Raw genomic sequence first — 18,214 nt, 5'->3', positions numbered from 1 at the left:
GGCTCAGGGCAGCACGATGAGCATGGCGGCGACGGCGAACCCGAGAATGACGAGCGTCTCGGGGATCGCCACGAGAAGAATCGCGCGGCCGGTCATCTCTGGTTTCTCAGCGATCAACCCCATCGCGGCCGCGCCGATACGCGCCTGCGCATACCCGGTGGCAAGAGCGGCGAGCCCGACTGCAAGCCCCGCTCCGATCGCGGTCAAGCTGGTTCCCATTCTTGCTCCTTCACTAGCGTGTCATGTCCGAATGGTGTGAATGCTCGGCCGCCGCCGACGAAGAATGCGCCGAAGAACTCCACGTACTGCAGGCGCAGCGCCTGGATCATGGGGCTGAATGCGGCCAGAGCCAGGTTGAGGCCATGGAAGAAGGTCGCGACGAACAGGCCCAGCCAGATCGGGCCGACCGATCCGAGCTCGTTCGCGACGTTCGCCAAATGCGCCGATGCCAGACCGACGGCGGCGATCCGCAGGTAGGAGAGGATGTTCCCGATCCGGCCCAGCAAATCCAGCGCGCCGGTCACGATGCCGAGCGCACCATGCAACGACATCACCACGACCAGCCCGAGCCCGATCGAGGCCACCGATGGCATAAAGGCACCGGCCGGCAAGCCGCCCACGGTCCACCCGGCCAGGCCGAACAGGCCGGCCAGGGCGAGGATCGCTCCGAGTTTGTCGAGCAACACCCGATGCTCCCGGAAACGAATCGCCTGCCAGGCGCCGAGTCCGAGCCCGAGAACGACGTGAGCCGCCCCTATCGCCACGGCGAACAGCAACAGTGGCTCAAGCGCCCGAGCGGAGGGGCGCTCCCTCCACAATGCCCAGTCACCGAGGACTCGCGTGCCCAGGTCGCCGAACACCTCGCCGTAGAGAACCCCGAAAAGGATCGACCAGGTCGCACCCAGGAGCAACACCCAGATCAGACTGGCCACCTCGGGCGCGGGCGCGGCGCGGGGGGCGAGTTTGCGCCGGGCGAAGATCGCGAGTACGAGCAGGATCGCGCCATAGCCAATATCCCCGACCATCGCGCCGAACATCAACGGCAGCAGCATCGCCATGAGCAGGGTCGGATCGACGGAACCGGCCCGAGGCAACTCCAGGAACCGGACGAGCGACTCGAAGTGTCGGGACAGGCCCGCGTTGCGCATGAGCACCGGGGCCTGTGGGTCATACGGGGAGGACCGGGTGTCCTCGACGAGCACCGCGGTCCCGAACTGGCGGGCGAGTTCACGTCGCAACTGCTCCAGACGTGGCCGGGGGATCCAGCACTCGGCAACGAACGTGCGCTGCGTCGCGCCTAACGATCCCATTGCGCTGAGCAGGTCGAGTTCACTACGGATGGCGGCGTGGGTGGCCGCGAGCCGGTCGGCGTGTGGGGCCAGCAGCGCTCGACGTTCCGCCTCGGCATCCCTGATGTCTCGGGGAACCTCGACGAGACGACGTTGCATCGCCTCGACGGTTGCGTTCAGAGCCAGGCCTTCGAACGGTTCGGGCAGCGCGACGCTACGGACCGCCGAGCCGCCGAGGATCGTCCGCACCGCGTCCGTCGAATCCACCGGAAACACCACGAGGCATCCCATCGCCCCCTGCTCGATGCGTGTCGAGGCCAGCTCGTAGCGAGTGCCGAGTTTCTCCGCGAGCTCGAGGCGGAGGGTCTCGACGAGCCGCTCATCATCGGTGTTCAGGACGATCGCCACCGTGGCCAACCCGATCAGGTCCAACTCCTTGACATCGAGGTCGGCGAGAACGGGCACGAGCGGCAGCAGCAACCGGAGCGGCTCGAGATAGGTGGGAAGGACCAGACGCTCATCGCGCAGCGCGCCCAGCCGCGCATCGACCTCCTCGAAGATGAGGGAAAGGCTCGCCAGCTCAGCTTGCAGCGCGGGCAGATCCAGTGGCCGGCCGGGCGGGTGGGTCGCACCCGCCGAGCGCGGCTCACCCGACAGCGCGTCGAGCAGCCTCTTGGTTTGGGCCAGGACCGCGGCGAGTTCCTCGTGTCGGGCCGCCCAGGTCCCCGCGCAATCCAGCCCGCGTAATGCATGCGCGGTGCGCGCATCGGCGAGCTCGACGAGTCCGAGCCGCTGCAGCTTGCCGAGTACCGACTCAGCGATTGACCGGGGGCCGAGGATGCGTGCCTTCGTCATCGGAACGAGCATTCGATCACGGCTCCTCGACGAGCAGGAGCGGCAAGAGTTCGGCTGCCAGCACGTCGCGCGCCTCCGACATGCGGATGCCCAGCCGGCGCGCTTCGGTCTCACCGCCAGATCGGATGGCCTGGGCATCGGCGCGAGCTCGGGTGAGTATCGCAATACGTCGATCTTCCCCTGCTCGCCTACCAGCGATGCGCGCCGCGGCCAGCAAGCGTTCGGCCTCCATGTGGGCGGCGTTCAGCTCGGCATCCAGGCCATCGCGGGCTGCGTCGCGTTCGGTCAGCGCGGTCTCGATCCGTCTGACGGCGTCCAGCGCGCCCGCGTAGGGAAGTTCGTGGGGACTTGTCATGGTCGCACCCCGTCGCGGTGACCTCGGGCGCGCATCCGTCGCAGCCGGACGCGGTCTTCCAGTTCACGCTCCTCCAGGACCAACGAGATACGCACCCTCTCGGCCTCGAGCCTCGGGACTACGACGTGCTCGAGCGCGTTCATCCGCCGGGTCGTTCGAGCGATCTCCTCGGCGAGACGTCGTACCGAAAGCTCCAGCCCCGCGACGTTCAGGAGTTTGTCGAGAACGGACTCGAATCTCTCGGCAACCGCATCGGTCCGTGCGTTCGTCGCCACCAGGCTGTAGCCCCGGCTGGTGCGTGCCCGGGCGACCTCACCCTTCTCGATCTCGACGATCTGCACGCCGGCCACGCTTCGCGTGCGAACACTGACCGCTATGCCGTCCTCGGCGGCGAACGCCGCTGAGTTGAAGGGTTCGCGTCCATCGTCCGCGATCGCGATTCCCAGGAGTTGTCCCGCCCCCGCGACCTCCCGGTCGAGAAGGTCGATCGATTCCAGCACGGACGTTCCAAGGCGGTCGAACTCGCTGATCAGCGCGGTGCGCCGCTCCTTCAACAGGTCGCGTCCTTGAACCGCAAGCTTGATTCGTGCTCGGCGAGCGAGCAGCTCGCTCCGTGTCGCGGAGACCTGCTCCATCATCGACCACTGCCGTTATAGCGATCCGGATAACCACCGCGCGAGATGCCAATTAGCGAGACGCTCACGTGAATCGCCCCCCTGGGCACATTTGATCGGAGATGGTGCCGCTGCCGGTATCGGCCGCGTAGCACCACTGTTGCCGCCGCCTCCGCACCGCGGATAGGCGTGTGGTCGGCCATACCTGCACCGGTCACATTGCCGAGAACAGGCAACCTGAGTACGGCATGTCCCTCTGACCCGGCAGCTAATCGGGATGGCGGACTCATCTGGGTTGTTAGGGCTGTGTCACAGGGCTCGCGGCGATCGTGAGGTGGTGACCCATGCGGTCGCGCTTGGTGCGCAGATAGCGGATGTTGTGTGGGGTTTCGCCGGTGGCCAGGCTTCCCGGCCGACGATTTCCAATCTGTAGCCGTCCAGGCTGCCGTATTTCGCCGGGTTCTTGGTGATTAGTCGCAAGCGGCGGATGCCCAGGTTCCTGAGGATTTGGGCGCCGTTGCCGTAGTTGCGCGAGTGAGTCCACCGGGAGTCCTTGGGTGATGTTCGCCTCTCTATCGTGTCCGGCCCGACCTGCAGGGCATAGGCCCGGGTCTTGTGGCCGAGCCCGATTCCTCGGCCCTCGTGGCCACGCAGGTAGACAACTGCGCCGCAGCCCTCGTCGGCGATGGCATTGAGCGCCCGTTCGAGTTGCGCTCCGCAGTCGCAAGCCAGTTGCGCGGCGGTAGCGGACGAGGTCGGCGATGGCGAGCACAGGGAGCGGTCGCCCTTCAGGTTGGGTGCGTGCTCAGGGTTTTGCCAAACCGAATCGGACTCCCTCCTCGCCCAACGGCGGCCCCAGTTTGCCGAGGACAGCATTTCTCCGGCTACAGCGAGATTGCCGAACGCTCACAGTGAGTCACGCCTGGGTGAGCGGAGTTCCTCACCCAGACGTGATCTCCGACCGTCCGAATGCAACGTGTGACTCGTACAAATGGCGGATGAGCATCTATGACACTATCGGTGGGCCGGATGCGGTCGCGGCGGCTGTAGACGAGTTCTACGGTCGTGTACTCGCCGACGAGGAACTCCGCAGTTACTTCGCGCAGACGGATCTGAAGCGGCTCAGAGCCCACCAACGCGGTTTCATCGCTGCGGCCATCGGCGGTCCGGAGATCTACCGGGGCCGCTCCATGCGGGAGGCCCACGCTGGGCTGAACGTGACCCCGGAGCATTTCGACCGTGTGGTCGGTCACCTGGTGGACACGTTGGCGGGGCTCGGCGTACCGCAGTCGACCATCGGCGAAATCGGCGCGAAGCTCGCCCCTCTCAAGGCCGACATAGCCTCGACGGTCGAGCCGCGGGTAAGTCCAATCACCCGGTGGCGTCGGCGCTGGCTGCCGAACCGGCGCGAGCTCGCCCGATGACCCGTGCTACCGAGCGTCACCGCTTGTCGATGCGCAGCTAGGGCATTAGCAGGGGGGGTGCGAGTGTGGAACTCGGCGAGTTGTGCCGGCGAAAGGCGCGCTGCCACTCGAGGGCTCGCCGCGGGCAAGGCAGTTACCACGCCAAACCACCATCACCGCGAACTGATTGGCGCGGTCGGCGCTTAGTGCCAATAACGACCGAGGCGTCGTGGTGCTCAACGCTGTGCGATGGCTGCGCCGAGTGCGCCTGCGTCGGTTCGCCCAAAAGGCGGCCCGCCGGCACGGCTTTAGCTAAGGTCACAAGCTGTTAAGAATTCCATATGCGGATCCCGCTACTCCCGTCCCACTCAGGACCATTACCCCAACCGCACCCAGAAATGTTTTGTTACTCCGAAACATTTCCACGAGCATACCGATTCCCGCCACGGCAGAGGCGACGATAAGAGCAAGAAACAAAATCAACGATTTCTCCTGATGCTCTGAGCTTCGAAGAGGGATTATGATGAGCTTCCGCAGCCACCTTCCTCGATAGAGGAAAGTGGCTGAGGCTGGGCCCCGGTGACCGCAGTCTCGGCCTGATGCTGCGCGCGGGGTGGACTCGCCCGCCGTGTCCGCCGGGCTAGGCCGGCCAGCGCCGCCCGGTCTGGTCCACGACGGTGACACCGGCCGGGAGGCCGGCGATCAATCCCGCCCGGATCGCCGGAGTCACCCCGGTCACGGTGACTTGCGAGGTAGAGCCAGAGACCCGGCGCAGTAGCCGAATCAGGCACAGCAGGGGCGCGCAGCTCGGCATCGACGGGACCGCGGACAGGTCGAGCACAATCGCGACTTCCGTGGTGCGGTCGCGCCGGCCAGCCAGCTGACGTCGGGCATCCCTGAGCAGTTTCGGGATACTGCGCTGCATGGCTCGCATCTGATCGGCAGATACACTCAGAATCACCGGCCTCTCAGGCCCGGCCGAATGGACAGGCCTGACAACGAGACGGACTGCGTCGTCCGCTGCTGTCAGACGCGGGGTCGGCCCAGCCAGAGTCGCGGCCATCACCCCATCCGTCCGAGCCTGATCGACTCGACGAAGGGAATCTGTCGGCCCCTTACCGCCGTGTCGTTGGTGCCGTTTCCCCGGTGGGGCCGCGCTGCGTGACCGGCGGCGGGTGGCGGCGGGCCGGGCTGGATGTGTCGGGCCAGACGCAGCGCGGCTCGTCGTACCGGTGCCGGGACGGAGGCGGCGTCACGGGCGAGCGCATGGCCCAACGCATCCATCAGCAGGCCGGTCGCTGAGGACAACTGGCGGTCCTGGAAGTTCCCCCTGCTTCGCAGCCGCTGTGCCGCCGTCCGGAAGATCGACGCATCCGTCCGGGCCGAGAAGGCATCGTCGCTCCGTACCCGGGCCTGGCCACTCATTGCCGCTCCTTCACATTTTGCTCGTTTTTTGCAGGGTCGCTCCCCTACCTCCACACTGTCGCTCGTCAATAGCCTGGTCATCGGCTGAGGTAGGCCAGGTTTTGGTGTGCGAGGCTGCCGAGCATCGGCAAGTTCTGCCGACCACGGTCGGCAGCCAGAGATGCTTTAGTGGGCCAGGATGGGAGTGACGAAGATGGCGAGGGACACAGTCCAGCCCGGGACCGATGCTCGGGGCGAACGCTGGGCGGGGCAGGATGCATGGCTGGCCGAGGTGGCCGCGGATGCCAGCCGAGCGGCGGGCGGTGTCCCGGTGGAGCTGTTGGGCGACTACCTGTCATTGTTGGCCGACGCCGCCACCACCGGGCGCAAGCCACTCGCGCTCGAGCTGGACGCTGTGGAGCTATTGGGTCGGCGAGCAGCCGAGTTGGGTGTCTCGGCGGGCAACGCAGTGCAGTTGTACCTGTCCGCGGCGTGGCGGTTGTGGCGCGAGCTGCCGACCGTGGTTCGTTCCAAGGACAGCGAGGTCGTCCGGAATGCCGCCGAGGCCGTGCTGCGGGCGGTTGACCGCGCCGTCGCCAGCCTGGCCGAGGGCTACACCGCCGCGCGACGCGACATGATGCGCCACGAGGAGACAACGCGCCATGAGCTGATCGAGGACCTGTTACGTGGCGACGCCGACATCGGGGGCCTCGCCGAACGAGCGGAACCGTTCGGGATGGACATGGGCCAACCGCACCAAGTCGCCCTCGCCGCACCCACAGGCCGACTGACCGACACCCAAGGCGCAACCGGGTCGCTAGAGCGGGCCGCGGTGCAGTGGCTCGGTGATCGCGACATTCTGGTGACAACCAAGGAAGGCTGGATCGTGGTCATCGCGCCCGCCGACACCACGCGGCGTACCGGCGCCGGCCTGCCGTCCGGCATGAAAAATCTCGGCACCCTGATGAACGCCGAGCTCAGCCGCTCCCCCCGGGGTCGCCCGTGGCGGATCGCGGTGGGCCGGCCCTACCCCGGCGCCTACGGGATCGCGCACTCCTACGAGGAGGCCCGAGAGACACTCACCATGGCGATACGGCTGCAACTGGACACCACGGTCATCCACGCGAACGAATTGTTGATCTACCGGGTGCTACTGCGCGACCAGCCCGCGATCGCCGACCTGGTGCATACGGTGGTCAGCCCGCTGGCCAACGCGCGCGGCGGCGCCGAACCGATGCTGAACACCCTCGACGCCTACTTCGCCACCGGCTGCGTAGTCACCGAGACCGCGCGCCGGCTACATCTGTCGGTCCGCGCGGTCAGCTACCGGCTCGAGCGGATCGCCACCCTGACCGGTTATGACCCCACCGACCCGGCGCAACGGTTCACCGTCCACGCGGCCGTACTTGGCGCACGACTACTTGGATGGCCCGAGCAGGACGTCATTGGCGGCTCAGAGTGAGCGGCGGGCAGCGGCGAAGTCGGCTCGGCCGACTCCCTGAGCTGCAACGTCGCGGCGCCCGATCGCACGCGCGGCCATCACCACGGTGCTGCGGCCGAGGTCCGGCGACATCGTGATGTCGTGGCTCCGGTACCAATGCCGCGTTGCTGGGTTGGCGTGCTCAAGGTGAGTCCAAGAATGTGACACATCGTCCCGCGGAACGCGGCAACGTTGATGACCTCCTCCGGCGTTGCTGAGTGTCGGCAATCCCAGCGTGGGTAAGTCAGCCGATCGCATCCAGTGCTGCCGATTGGGTGGGCGAGGCAGTGTTGTAGATGACGATCCGTTCACACGGCTCGTCTGGTGTTGTTCTGGGGCCGGCCGTCGGGGTGAGAAGGGTGCCGAACGCAATGGCGCACGACATCGAAGTCCTTGCCCGCGCGATCCTCGCCGGAGCGTCGGACGCCATCATCGCGACCGACCGGGCCGGGGTGATCACGCTGTGGAATCCCGGAGCGGAACGCATCTTCGGCCACCCCGCCGAGGAGGCGATCGGTCAGTCGTTAGACCTCATCATCCCGGAGCGGCTGCGCCTCGCCCATTGGCGAGGGTTCTCCGAGGTGATACGGACCGGCCAGAGCCGCTACGGGACCGGCGAGCTGCTGAGCGTGCCAAGCTTCCGGCGGGACGGCCAACGCATTTCGATCGAGTTCACCATCGTGCCGCTGAAGGACGTCGAAGGCCGCATGGCCGGGATGGTGGCCATCCTGGGTGATGTCACTGCCCGCTTCGATGAGCTGAAGACCCTGCGTCGGAGACTCGCCGCGCTCGAGCCTCGCTAGTGGTGTCTACGAGAGGGGGCTGAGGGCAGAATCTCAGTGCCGACTTGCCGGATGTGGCCAGCTCGGCGGTCGAGATTCGCCCGCTGCGGCCGCGGTTCTCCTCCCCCTGCGGGGCACAATGCTCGCCCTGCGAATTTTACTGATGCTCGCCGGACGCCCAGCCGAAGTATAGGGCAATTGAATGTGACGGAGAGGGCATGATCGCCGTTCCTGGTCCGGCCGCCCTGGGACCCCCGGTGCCCCGTCAAAGGACGACGGTATGGCCTCACATCACGGGATGTCGAATTATCATTCCCTACAGCTAGCAGAGGTGATTCAGTGCGATTTCCGCTGCGCAATCGGATGGGCGCGCTCCGGCGCGGCAGGCGGGAGCACGTTTCGCCATTCCGCGGGGCCGAAGCTGAAGCAGAGGATCTCCATGCAATGTTGCCTGCCGGGTTGGCGGCGGCGTTGCCGGCGCAGCCATTGGGTCTGTTGTTCGTAGCTGTCGCGCTGGCGCGAGCAGGACGGCGCACCGGAGATCTAGCAAGACAATTCAGGTTGAGCAACCAGGACGCGCGGACCGTCGTGGCTCACGCGCTCCATTCCCAGCCCGTGTTTCCGACCTCCCACACAGAAGCTCCGCGCGAACCTCGCCCAGAACCGATTGCTCCCGCCCCAGCGGCTGCCCGGGATTGCCCGGTGCCTGCTGTTGACACGGCCGGACGACGGTCATTCTTCCTGGCCGGTACCGACGACCCACTGACCGCTCGGGGACGTCGCTGAGCTGACTATCCAGGTCGTGCCACGCCCCGCGCGCGGTCGAACTGATCAATCGCGACCATTTCGAGCTAGGCGCGGACGCTACCGGCGGCGGACAGGCGGCCGGGCCGATGCCAAGATTGCTCAGATTGGCCAGAGCAGGCTCTCGGCCCTGAGTAGCGCAGACGGCCGCCAGCGTGACAAACCGAGCCCGCACGGGAGCCCTGTGGCTGGTCTTGCCCGGGCCTCGGCAGGCAGCTCCGGTCTAGCCTGACGTGGGCTGGGCTGGCTGGGGCTAGATGCTCACCGAGGCAATCAGCCGACCGCGAGCTGTGCCAGCGGCAGGTCGACTCGAGCGAGTTGGGTAGGGTCCAGCCGCTGGCCGGACTGGATGATTTGCTTGATCGGCTCGGTGACATGCCAGACGTTGACGTTCATCGCGGCCAGTACTCGCCCGTCGCGCAGCCAGAACGCGATGTATTCCCGGTTGGCGATGTCACCGCGGACGACGACCTGATCGTATCCGTCGGGGTCGAGGTATCCGGTGTACTCCATGCCGAGGTCGTACTGGTCGGTAAAGAAGTAGGGCAGGCGCTCGTAGCTCGCGGCGTACCCGAGCATGGTCTTGGCCGCGGTGGCCGGCTGGTGTAGTGCGTTGGCCCAATGCTCGACGCGGACCTGGCGGTGTAGCCGTGGGTGGTAGGCGTTGGCAACATCGCCGGCGGCGAGGATGTCGTTATCGGATGTGCGCAAGTGCTCGTCGACCAGAATGCCGTTGTCGATGTTCAGGCCGCAGGATCTCGCTAGCTCGACGTTCGGGATCACGCCCACACCGACGACAATCGCGTCGGCGGCTAGCCTGGTGCCATCGCGGAGCAACACAGCGCCGGCGGTCGAGGGATCGACGCCGGGCTGGATGGCGGTGACGGTTACCCCACAGCGCAGCCTGACGCCGTGGTCGGTGTGCAGATCGGCGAAAGATCTCGCTATCTCGGGGCCCAGGACTCGGAGTAGCGGCAGCTCAGCTTGCTCGAGCACGGTGACCTCGGCTCCGTTGGCGCGAGCCACAGCGGCGGTCTCCAGACCGATCCAACCCCCTCCGATGATCACAACGCGGGCCCCGGGACGCAGCGAGGACCTGAGCCGGTCGCTGTCGTCGAGGTTCCGCAGGTAGTGCACGCCCGCGAGGCCGGAGCCAGGTACGCGCAGCCGGCGCGGGGTGGCACCGGTGGTGAGCAGTAGCTTGTCGTAGCGCAGCCGGCCGCCATCACCGGTCACGAGCTCGTGGGCGGCGCGGTCGATCGCGGTCACGGTGCAGTCGAGCCGCAGGTCCACCTTGTGCTCGGCGTACCACCCGGGCGGGTGCACAAAAACCGTGTCGCGCTCGGCGTAGCCCTGCAAGTACGCCTTGGACAGCGGCGGCCGCTCATACGGTCGGTGCGGCTCCGCCCCGAGCAGCACGACGTGGCCTTCGAAGCCCTCGGCGCGCAGCGCCTCGGCGGCCTTCGCTCCAGCCAACCCCGCACCAACTATGGCGAACGTGGGTGGGTCAATCATGGGATCATCCTCATTCCGCTCCGGCGCACGGCCAGGAGCTTGCGATCAAGGTTGGGCGAGAGAGCCGCCCAGGACCCCGCGCCCGGCGTGGGCCGTCGTCCCCGATCCGCGGATCTCGTCATCGGGACGGCCCTTCGCTGCGGCCCGCGGTACTCGGGAGGTCGTCTGGGTCGTAGGCCTCGATCGCGTGGCTCAACACCCCGCGGTCAAGTTCTCGCCGATCGACCAGCTCCCCCAGTACTCGCAAGACGATCGAGGGGGCGTCGATCTGGCGGTGGCGGCGCAGGGCGGCCCGGGTATCGGACCGGCCGAACCCGTCGGTGCCTAGCGAGGTCCAGGTTCCGGGCACGAACGGCGCGATTTGGTCGGGCACCGCGCGCATCCAGTCAGACACCGCGACGATCGGTCCCGGCCGGTTCTTGAGCCGGCGGGTGAGGTACGGGATTCTGCGGGGTCGGTCATGGTGGCGGCGGTTCCACTCGTCTGTGGCGAGAGCTTCGCGGCGCAGCTCGGTCCAGGAGGTCACCGACCACACGTCGGCCTTTACACCCCAGTCTGTGTGTAGGTATCGCTGAGCCTGCAGTGCCCATGGCACGGCGATCCCGGAGGCGAGGATTTGCGCCCGGGGCCCGGCGCCGTCCGGTGCGGGCCGGTAGCAATGCATTCCGGCCAGGATGCCGTCGATGTCGACGTCGTCGTGTTGTGGTGGCTGGAGGATCGGCTCGTTGTAGAGGGTGAGGTAGTAGAAGACGTTCGGGTCTTCGCCTGGTCGGGCATGGCCGTACATGCGTCGCAACCCGTCGCGCACGATGTGGCCGAGCTCGAACCCGTACGCCGCGTCGTAGGCGATGCACGCCGGGTTCGTGGAGGCCAGCAGCAACGAGTGCCCGTCCTGGTGCTGCAAACCCTCGCCGTTCAGCGTGGTGCGCCCCGCCGTCGCGCCGAGCAGGAACCCGCGCGTCATCTGATCCGCAGCGGCCCACAGCCCATCTCCGGTGCGCTGGAACCCGAACATCGAGTAGAACACGTAGACGGGGATCATCGGCTGGCCGTGGGTGGCGTAGGAGGTGCCGGCCGCGGTGAAGGACGCCACCGAGCCGGCCTCGGTGATGCCCTCGTGCAACAGGACCCCCGCAATGTCCTCTTGGTAGCTCAGCAGCTGCTCGCGGTCCACCGACAGGTAGTTCTGCCCATGCGGGGAGTAGATTTTCTTGGACGGGAACAGCGCGTCCAGACCGAAGGTTCGGGCCTCGTCCGGGATGATCGGCACGAATCGGTGCCCGATTTCCGGGTCTTTCATCAGGTCCTTGAGTAGCCGGACGAAGGCCATTGTGGTGGCCACTTCTTGGCGACCGGATCCGCGCCGGGCCACCTCATATACCGGGTCGCCGGGCAGCACCAGCGGTGTGCTGTTCACCGTGCGGGCTGGCAGATAGCCGCCCAACGCGCGGCGGCGTTCATGCAAGTAGGCGAGCTCGTCGGAGCCCTCCCGCGGGCGGTAGTACGGCGGCAGCGTCTCATCCAGCGCCGAGTCCGGGATGTCGAGGTAGAGCCGGTCGCGGAAGCCCCGCAGGTCCTCGCCGGTGAGCTTCTTCATCTGGTGGGTAGAGTTGCGGCCCTCGAAATGTGAGCCGAGCGTCCAGCCTTTGATGGTTTTGGCAAGAATCACGGTGGGCTGACCGGTGTGCTGGGCGGCCGCACGGTAGGCGGCGTAGAGCTTGCGGTAGTCGTGCCCGCCGCGTTTGAGCCCCCAGATCTGCTCGTCGGTCAGGTCCCGCACCATCGCCGCCGTGCGCGAGTCGCGGCCGAAGAAATGCTCCCGCACGAACGCCCCGGACTCGGCCTTGTAGGTCTGGTAGTCCCCGTCCAGGGTGGAGTTCATCAACTCGACCAGCACACCGTCGGTATCCGCGGCGAGCAGCGGGTCCCACTCTCGGCCCCAGATCACCTTGATGACATTCCAGCCCGCGCCACGGAAGAATGACTCCAACTCCTGGATGATCTTCCCGTTGCCCCGCACCGGGCCGTCGAGGCGCTGCAGGTTGCAGTTGACCACGAAGGTCAGGTTGTCCAGACCCTCGCGGGCCGCCAGGCCGATCGCGCCCAAGGACTCTGGCTCGTCGATCTCTCCGTCGCCGAGGAAGGCCCACACCCGCTGGCGACTGGTGTCGGCGATCCCCCGAGCCCGCAGGTAGCGGTTGAACCGGGCCTGATAGATCGCGTTCAGCGGCCCGAGACCCATCGAGACCGTGGGGAACTGCCAGAAATCGGGCATCAGCCGCGGATGGGGATAAGAGGGTAGGCCGCCACCGGATCCGGCATGCGAGAGCTCTTGGCGGAACCCGTCCAGGCGGTCCTCGGACAGCCGCCCCTCGAGGAATGCCCGCGCGTAGATCCCCGGGGATGCGTGGCCCTGGAAGTAGATTTGGTCACCGCCTCCCTCGGCGCCATGGCCGTGGAAGAAATGGTTGAAACCCACCTCGTAGAGCGAGGCCGCTGAGGCGTAAGTGGAGATGTGTCCTCCGACGCCAACCCCGGGCCGCTGCGCCCGGTGCACCATCATCGCGGCGTTCCACCGGACATACGCCCGCAGACGCCGCTCGATGAACTCGTCGCCGGGGAACACCGGCTCGAACTCCGGCGAGATCGTGTTGACGTAGTCGGTGCCCACCAGGCTCGGCACCCCGACCCGCCGCTCGCGGGCGGCCCGCAAGACGCTCAGGAGCACCGCGCGGGCCCGGCCGCGCCCACTGTGATCGACCAACCCGTCCAGCGACTCCACCCATTCCTGAACTTCCGAAGGGTCGACGTCCCGAATTTGGCTGATCAAACCATCGCTGATAGCCGTGGGATGCCCCGTTGCTGAGGCCATGATCCTCTCCTTTCTCTGCCAAGAGCGAGCCCTAGCCAGCGGCTGGTGCGCGTCCGTGTGCGGCGTGAGTGCGTTGGCTGACGAACCGGCTGGTGGAGCGCCCCGCCGACGGCCGGTGTGGCGGGCCGGAGGTTGGCGCGGTGTGGGAGGCGCGAGCACAGCCACGGGCGAGGTACCCGGCGCCGAAGCCCACCTCGGTCACCTGTAGGTGGGTGACCTGATCGGCCAACAGCCGCCAGGGTCGATCGAACCCGGTGAAATCGGCAATGTAGGGACCCTGCAGCGCGGTGACCAGGACACGCAGCGGCCAAAGCCACCGCGCGGGCCATTTCCATCCGCCGGCGACGACCGACGCGCCGGGGCGCACGTGGTTGAAGATATGGCTCAGCGCTGCCGGGGACTGCAGCACCTCGTGCGCCGCGCAGAACAGGGCGGCGTCGATGTCGGGAAGCTCGGCCTGCTCCGCTGGGGAGTTGATCAGCGTTACGTTGCGCCAGCCTCGCCCGGTGACGTGGCGGGCGGCGACCGCGAGCAGTCGCGGCGAATCGTCGACCCCGATGATTCGCCCACCCGGTCCGACCCAGGCCTGCAGGGCGGGGAAATTCAAACCCGATCCGCAGCCCACATCGATCACCGTGTCCCCGCGCCGGGGCGCCAGCATGCCCACCAACCGGTCGCGCCAGCCGGGGAACATTTCGGTGCGTCGCTCGTAATCCTCGGCAAGGGAGAGGTGAGCCCCGGGCAACGGCAGCGCTCGCGGGATCGGCCGCTTCCTGGTCGATCCGTCGCGGATTCCCGCACTCGGTCCTGGTGCCGCGGCCATCATTCTCCTCGCATGTTCGGTGTGATGGGATCCTTCGAGCGGCTGGGTGATCGAGAGGGTGGCCGCCCCGGTCCTGGCTTGGTTCTGCTCAGCAGGGTGTTGCGGATCGGTCCGGTGGGCCGGTCGGGACGAACGGACGCGCGGGTTCAGGTCCATGGCGGGGTGGCGTCGGCTCGGCGCAGCGTCAGCAAGAACGTTGCGGCGCAGGCGGCGAACAGCACGGCGCCTCCGACAGACCCGACCAACAGCAACAGCACACCCAGCGTGGTGTCGAGCCACATCAGCACCGTGTAGGTCAGACGGTCCTGGTCGCTCAGCCGGTACGCCGCGCTTGGCCGTCGCTGTGTGCTGCTGCCGAAGGCCCGCACGAATCCGGGATCTTCAGCGAGGAACTGGCGCTGGATCTCGCGCAGAGTCGCCCGATCGCGGTCACTGAGCACATCCCACCTCCCTTCGGCGGCCATACAAGGCGTGAATCAAGCTCGAACGACCTTTTCCTCTCGCGTTGTGCCTATCGTCATCGATATCCATTTATCTATGGCCCGCCGCTGGGTCAACTTTTGCGTGACCGGAGCTTTGCGGGATCATCGATGCTCCGCTGTTTTCCCTATCTCCCTCGCCCCTGGCGTGGAGGGCGAGGGCAGAATGGGCGTACGCGCCGCCGGTGCGCATTTCGGACTAGCAACTCTTATCGTAACACGATATTTGTCGTGGCATCACTCGGTCGCTTGCTCGGCGTTGAGCACGTCCGCGAGCACGGCGGCCTCGCTGATCTCAGGCTTTCGAGTGGCGGTGAGTAAGGTCAGCGTCCGACACCGGGCCAGCTCGCGGAGGTAGCGCAGCGCATCGGCCCGTTCGGGATCATCGAGTTCCCGCCGGTAGCGGCGCTCGAACTCGGCGAACCGGTCGGGGTCGTGGCCGTACCAGGTGCGCAGTTCCGCCGACGGGGCGACGCCTTTGCACCAGTCGTCGAGGTCGGCCCGGGCTCTGCTCAGTCCGCGCGGCCACAGGCGATCGACCAGCACTCGGATGTCGTCGCACGGTCCGCGTTCGACGTAGACCCTTTCGACTCGTACATGTGAGTTTCTCTGCATTTCTTTCGGCTCTTCTCGTCATTGTTGGTGCCGCCTCGAAGAGGTGTTCTACGCGGAGCAGCGGTTCGCGTGCTCAGTGACCGCGTGCTCGCCGGCCTCTACTGGGAGTCGGCTCCGGGGTGCGGCCGCCCTCGTTCTCCCATCTCGCGAGCGCCAGCTCGGGATCGATGAGGGCGGGATAGTGGGTGCCAGATTCCCGCCCATGGGGCGCGTGCTGGCCTCGGTCCGCGGAATCGGGATTCTCAGCTGCCGCGGTCATGACCGGGGGTTCCATAGCTCACCGCAAGTTCGCGAGGCTGCTGTGGCGGGCTCGGTCGCCCACCTTGGCTGACGGCGGGCTCGAAGCCTGTCCAAGGTCTCCTCCAGCAGCGCGTCGAGCTCAGCCTCGCTGCGGCGTTCCAGTAGGTAGGCCAACGGCGTCATGTCGCGACGCACCGGTTTCGGCTGGGGAGGACGGGATTTGTCTCGGCCGGCGGGGAGTCCGCAGTGGCGGCACTCCCACAATTCGGGCGGCGTTGCGTTGGCGGACCAGGCTGGCCGGGTGAGGTGACCGCGTTGACACCAGTAGGACACCGTGCGCGGCCACCCCGCCAGGTCACCGCGGGGTGGGTCATCGATGCGGGCGCGCATTTCGTTGCGATCGATCACCGGACACGCCTCCTTGAGGCTGGATGGATACATACGCACGGGCGAACTGTGCAGGCTGCCGGACGGACGTTCGGTGCGTCTGCGTGCTGAGGCGCAGGCGCGGCGTGTCGAGTCCGTTGCATCGAGGCACCCGCCGCGATGGTTCACACAGACAATCCGACCCTGTGGATCTCGTCCTGGTAACTGGGTCGCGCTCCCGCAGGTCCGCGGCAACTCATCGCTGATCATTTTGTGTCTCAGTCGATCCCTGCGGAGCACTCAAGGACCGATGCCGGGTAGGGCCGGCGCCAGGTGTCGCTGAGCGCTGTGCATTGTCTGGGTCCGCTATCCACGCGGCGGGGCGCCATCTCACGGCTGCGTCCAGGCCGATGACGATGACCGGGACGGGGCTGTAGCGCAGGAGCGTTCCACTGGTCGATCCGAGCAGAACCCGGGCCGCCGGGTGGCGTTTGCGGCTGCCCACCACGATTGCCTCGGCGTGAGCGGAGCGCTTGAGTAGCTCGCTCGAGGCCAGCCCGGCGGGCAACGCGTAGCTCACCCGGACGTCGGGGTACCGATGACGCCAGACCCGCAGATTCCAGGCCAGCAGGTTCCGCTCGCGTCTGACCGCACGATCGTTGGGTAGATCGTGTGTGCCGGGGGCGCCGAAGCGGGCGTGCAGCACGAGCAGCTCGCGGGCTCGCCGACGGGCGAGATCGAAGGCGACCTCGATGGCGTCGGCCTCGGCCTCCACTGAATCGAGCCCGAGCAGGACGAACCTGTCCCGCTCAGCTGGTAACGGCCATCGCCGCACTCCGACGAGAGGGCAGCGGACATGGCCACTGAGCGTCGTCGTGGTGGAGCCGAGCAAGATCTCGTCGATCCCGCCGGTCCCGGTGAGGCCGAGTACGAGCAGCGCGGCTCGGGCGGACAGGTCGCTCAGCGTCCGCGCCGGTTCTCCGGTCTCCAGGTCGGTGCGCACCGCCGCCCTGTCGATGTAGCGTTCGGCCTCGGTACGGGCACGGGCCAGCACTCCGGTGGCATGTCTGACCTGCGGTGTCGGGCGGGCTCGAACATCGAGGTAGGGCGCGGCGTGCACTAGCGCCAGCGGCGCCCCCCGCGAGGCGGCTTCCGCCGCTGCCCAGCGGACGGCCGCCAGGGCGTGGGCGGACCCGTCCACCCCGACCAGCACCGCGTCGGTCGGGATCGTGGGGTTCGTCGAGTGGTCGTGCGTGCGTGCCATAACTGCCTCCATCAGGTTGGTGCCAGCCTCACGTGGCCGAGACGCGTGGCTGCTGTCCCGCAGCGGGCCTGGCCTCAACGCATGCGGCGCCCCCGCAATATGGGTCAGGTTCGTTTCCGTCGTCGCAGTGGCCGATGGCGGATCTGGGCGGTGGCCGCTGGCCGGGGGGGTGCGGCGTCGATTGGTGTGTAGTGGTGGCCGACGATCGCGATCGGACTGTGCGCGTGGCGCAGCACGGTCCGGCCCACCGAAGCCCGCGGCGTGCCCAGGAGGCGTGCCCTGCCGGCGGAGGCCACTACGACCAGCGCCGCGCCGGCGGATTCGGCGATCAGTGCACCGGCCGGATCGGTCTGGACCACCTTGATGACGACCGGTACCTCGGAATATAGGTCTCGCCAGCACGCGAGCGTGTGCTCCACCGAGCACATGCCGAGGTACTCGGCCAGCATGGGGTCACCGCGAACCGCCTCGACGTCCGCGGGAGTATCGGGTGACCAGGCATGCACCGCCGTGAGTCCGACCCCACGTTGTCGGGCGGCCTGGAAGGCGAACCCGATCGCCGGTGCGCACGAGGGTGTGGCATCGACGCCAACCACGACGCGCGGCGGAGAGCAGCCAAGGCTCACGCCATCATCGAACGGATGGACCACCACCACTGGGCAGCGTGCGCGTGCTGAGACTTGAATCGAGACCGACCCGGCGAGCAGGCGCCGCACTCCGCACAGGCCGCGGTTGCCCAGCACTAGCAGCTGGGCATCGGCGGCTTCGCGCGGTAGCACCCGCGCAGCCGCCCCCCACAGCAGAAGTGGCAACACCTCAATATCCGGCGCAATCGACCTGACCCGGGCCTGCGCTCGTTGCAGAGTCCGCTCAGCCGATTCTCGCGCGAGGCAGGAAATGCCCTCCAGCGACAGGAGAACACCGTGAGGGTCGACGACGGCGGGTTGGTGGAAGGCGTGCACGATCCGTAGCGGACAGTGCTGGGCCGCCGCTTCCGCGGCCGCCCAGACCACCGCCTCCGCGGCGGCTCCGCCGGCGTCGACCCCCACCACGA

At 67.3% G+C, this 18,214-nt stretch carries 18 protein-coding genes; 3 read left to right on the top strand and 15 right to left on the bottom strand.

What is annotated here, in order from left to right:
- Nucleotides 1-3: 3 nt before the first annotated feature.
- From ACTXG6_RS19140 to ACTXG6_RS19120, 5 genes are all read right to left on the bottom strand, one after another.
- Nucleotides 4-219 (bottom strand): hypothetical protein, encoded by a 216-nt coding sequence (locus tag ACTXG6_RS19140; protein ID WP_445189171.1) that lies wholly within the window; start codon nt 217-219, stop codon nt 4-6.
- Nucleotides 204-2,156 (bottom strand): V-type ATP synthase subunit I, encoded by a 1,953-nt coding sequence (locus ACTXG6_RS19135; RefSeq protein ID WP_445189170.1) that lies wholly within the window; start codon nt 2,154-2,156, stop codon nt 204-206. The genes ACTXG6_RS19140 and ACTXG6_RS19135 overlap by 16 nt, the downstream gene beginning before the upstream one ends.
- 4 nt (nt 2,157-2,160) lie before the next feature.
- Nucleotides 2,161-2,499 (bottom strand): hypothetical protein, encoded by a 339-nt coding sequence (locus ACTXG6_RS19130; RefSeq protein ID WP_445189169.1) that lies wholly within the window; start codon nt 2,497-2,499, stop codon nt 2,161-2,163.
- Nucleotides 2,496-3,137, bottom strand: a complete 642-nt coding sequence (locus tag ACTXG6_RS19125) for a V-type ATP synthase subunit D (protein WP_445189168.1) — start codon at nt 3,135-3,137, stop codon at nt 2,496-2,498. The genes ACTXG6_RS19130 and ACTXG6_RS19125 overlap by 4 nt, the downstream gene beginning before the upstream one ends.
- 285 nt (nt 3,138-3,422) lie before the next feature.
- Nucleotides 3,423-3,989: a hypothetical protein gene (locus ACTXG6_RS19120; RefSeq protein WP_445189167.1), complete on the bottom strand. Its 567-nt coding sequence runs from the start codon at nt 3,987-3,989 to the stop codon at nt 3,423-3,425.
- 122 nt (nt 3,990-4,111) lie between these two features.
- Between ACTXG6_RS19120 and ACTXG6_RS19115 the strand changes: the two genes are divergently transcribed.
- Complete coding sequence (locus ACTXG6_RS19115; protein WP_445189166.1) at nt 4,112-4,537, top strand: group I truncated hemoglobin; 426 nt, start codon at nt 4,112-4,114, stop codon at nt 4,535-4,537.
- 619 nt (nt 4,538-5,156) lie between these two features.
- Here the strand turns inward: ACTXG6_RS19115 and ACTXG6_RS19110 are convergent.
- A complete protein-coding gene (locus tag ACTXG6_RS19110) occupies nt 5,157-5,441 on the bottom strand; it encodes a hypothetical protein (protein WP_445189165.1) in 285 nt (94 codons plus the stop codon).
- A gap of 137 nt (nt 5,442-5,578) precedes the next feature.
- Entirely contained in the window at nt 5,579-5,941 is a 363-nt protein-coding gene (locus ACTXG6_RS19105) for a hypothetical protein (protein WP_445189164.1), read from the bottom strand.
- A gap of 193 nt (nt 5,942-6,134) precedes the next feature.
- Between ACTXG6_RS19105 and ACTXG6_RS19100 the strand changes: the two genes are divergently transcribed.
- Together ACTXG6_RS19100 and ACTXG6_RS19095 are read left to right on the top strand one after the other, a co-directional pair.
- On the top strand, nt 6,135-7,382 hold the full coding sequence (locus ACTXG6_RS19100) for a PucR family transcriptional regulator (RefSeq protein ID WP_445189163.1): 1,248 nt from the start codon (nt 6,135-6,137) through the stop codon (nt 7,380-7,382).
- A gap of 389 nt (nt 7,383-7,771) precedes the next feature.
- A complete protein-coding gene (locus ACTXG6_RS19095; RefSeq protein ID WP_445189162.1) occupies nt 7,772-8,203 on the top strand; it encodes a PAS domain S-box protein in 432 nt (143 codons plus the stop codon).
- 1,056 nt (nt 8,204-9,259) lie between these two features.
- Here the strand turns inward: ACTXG6_RS19095 and ACTXG6_RS19090 are convergent.
- The 8 genes from ACTXG6_RS19090 to ACTXG6_RS19055 all read right to left on the bottom strand — a co-directional run bounded on the left by ACTXG6_RS19090 (nt 9,260) and on the right by ACTXG6_RS19055 (nt 18,212).
- Nucleotides 9,260-10,501, bottom strand: a complete 1,242-nt coding sequence (locus ACTXG6_RS19090; RefSeq protein ID WP_445189161.1) for an NAD(P)/FAD-dependent oxidoreductase — start codon at nt 10,499-10,501, stop codon at nt 9,260-9,262.
- 118 nt (nt 10,502-10,619) lie between these two features.
- The gene (aceE, locus tag ACTXG6_RS19085) at nt 10,620-13,373 is read right to left on the bottom strand and encodes a pyruvate dehydrogenase (acetyl-transferring), homodimeric type (RefSeq protein WP_445189160.1); all 2,754 of its coding nucleotides are present in this window, start codon (nt 13,371-13,373) and stop codon (nt 10,620-10,622) included.
- Between the two features lie 31 nt (nt 13,374-13,404).
- Nucleotides 13,405-14,352, bottom strand: a complete 948-nt coding sequence (locus tag ACTXG6_RS19080; protein ID WP_445189159.1) for a class I SAM-dependent methyltransferase — start codon at nt 14,350-14,352, stop codon at nt 13,405-13,407.
- A complete protein-coding gene (locus ACTXG6_RS19075) occupies nt 14,343-14,636 on the bottom strand; it encodes a DUF3040 domain-containing protein (protein WP_445189158.1) in 294 nt (97 codons plus the stop codon). The genes ACTXG6_RS19080 and ACTXG6_RS19075 overlap by 10 nt, the downstream gene beginning before the upstream one ends.
- 276 nt (nt 14,637-14,912) lie before the next feature.
- On the bottom strand, nt 14,913-15,290 hold the full coding sequence (locus ACTXG6_RS19070; protein WP_445189157.1) for a DUF488 domain-containing protein: 378 nt from the start codon (nt 15,288-15,290) through the stop codon (nt 14,913-14,915).
- A gap of 255 nt (nt 15,291-15,545) precedes the next feature.
- Entirely contained in the window at nt 15,546-15,920 is a 375-nt protein-coding gene (locus ACTXG6_RS19065) for an RNA polymerase-binding protein RbpA (RefSeq protein ID WP_445190049.1), read from the bottom strand.
- Between the two features lie 232 nt (nt 15,921-16,152).
- Entirely contained in the window at nt 16,153-17,160 is a 1,008-nt protein-coding gene (locus tag ACTXG6_RS19060) for a universal stress protein (RefSeq protein ID WP_445189156.1), read from the bottom strand.
- Nucleotides 17,161-17,264: 104 nt separating this feature from the next.
- Nucleotides 17,265-18,212 carry a universal stress protein gene (locus ACTXG6_RS19055; protein WP_445189155.1) on the bottom strand — a complete coding sequence of 316 codons (948 nt, stop codon included), beginning with the start codon at nt 18,210-18,212 and terminating at the stop codon, nt 17,265-17,267.
- Between the last annotated feature and the right edge of the window lie 2 nt (nt 18,213-18,214).

The organism is Pseudonocardia sp. Cha107L01 (genome assembly GCF_052566575.1).
The sequence above is the reverse complement of the archived record's forward strand: the minus strand, read 5'-3'. Positions and strand labels throughout refer to the sequence as shown.

What these genes read in the sequence shown, in the direction of transcription:
- ACTXG6_RS19140 (WP_445189171.1), bottom strand. Translation starts at nt 219, where the DNA reads ATGGGAACCAGCTTGACCGCGATCGGAGCGGGGCTTGCAGTCGGGCTC.
- ACTXG6_RS19135 (WP_445189170.1), bottom strand. Translation starts at nt 2,156, where the DNA reads ATGCTCGTTCCGATGACGAAGGCACGCATCCTCGGCCCCCGGTCAATC.
- ACTXG6_RS19130 (WP_445189169.1), bottom strand. Translation starts at nt 2,499, where the DNA reads ATGACAAGTCCCCACGAACTTCCCTACGCGGGCGCGCTGGACGCCGTC.
- ACTXG6_RS19125 (WP_445189168.1), bottom strand. Translation starts at nt 3,137, where the DNA reads ATGATGGAGCAGGTCTCCGCGACACGGAGCGAGCTGCTCGCTCGCCGA.
- ACTXG6_RS19120 (WP_445189167.1), bottom strand. Translation starts at nt 3,989, where the DNA reads ATGCTGTCCTCGGCAAACTGGGGCCGCCGTTGGGCGAGGAGGGAGTCC.
- ACTXG6_RS19115 (WP_445189166.1), top strand. Translation starts at nt 4,112, where the DNA reads ATGAGCATCTATGACACTATCGGTGGGCCGGATGCGGTCGCGGCGGCT.
- ACTXG6_RS19110 (WP_445189165.1), bottom strand. Translation starts at nt 5,441, where the DNA reads ATGCAGCGCAGTATCCCGAAACTGCTCAGGGATGCCCGACGTCAGCTG.
- ACTXG6_RS19105 (WP_445189164.1), bottom strand. Translation starts at nt 5,941, where the DNA reads ATGAGTGGCCAGGCCCGGGTACGGAGCGACGATGCCTTCTCGGCCCGG.
- ACTXG6_RS19100 (WP_445189163.1), top strand. Translation starts at nt 6,135, where the DNA reads ATGGCGAGGGACACAGTCCAGCCCGGGACCGATGCTCGGGGCGAACGC.
- ACTXG6_RS19095 (WP_445189162.1), top strand. Translation starts at nt 7,772, where the DNA reads ATGGCGCACGACATCGAAGTCCTTGCCCGCGCGATCCTCGCCGGAGCG.
- ACTXG6_RS19090 (WP_445189161.1), bottom strand. Translation starts at nt 10,501, where the DNA reads ATGATTGACCCACCCACGTTCGCCATAGTTGGTGCGGGGTTGGCTGGA.
- aceE (WP_445189160.1), bottom strand. Translation starts at nt 13,373, where the DNA reads ATGGCCTCAGCAACGGGGCATCCCACGGCTATCAGCGATGGTTTGATC.
- ACTXG6_RS19080 (WP_445189159.1), bottom strand. Translation starts at nt 14,352, where the DNA reads ATGGACCTGAACCCGCGCGTCCGTTCGTCCCGACCGGCCCACCGGACC.
- ACTXG6_RS19070 (WP_445189157.1), bottom strand. Translation starts at nt 15,290, where the DNA reads ATGCAGAGAAACTCACATGTACGAGTCGAAAGGGTCTACGTCGAACGC.
- ACTXG6_RS19065 (WP_445190049.1), bottom strand. Translation starts at nt 15,920, where the DNA reads ATGCGCGCCCGCATCGATGACCCACCCCGCGGTGACCTGGCGGGGTGG.
- ACTXG6_RS19060 (WP_445189156.1), bottom strand. Translation starts at nt 17,160, where the DNA reads ATGGCACGCACGCACGACCACTCGACGAACCCCACGATCCCGACCGAC.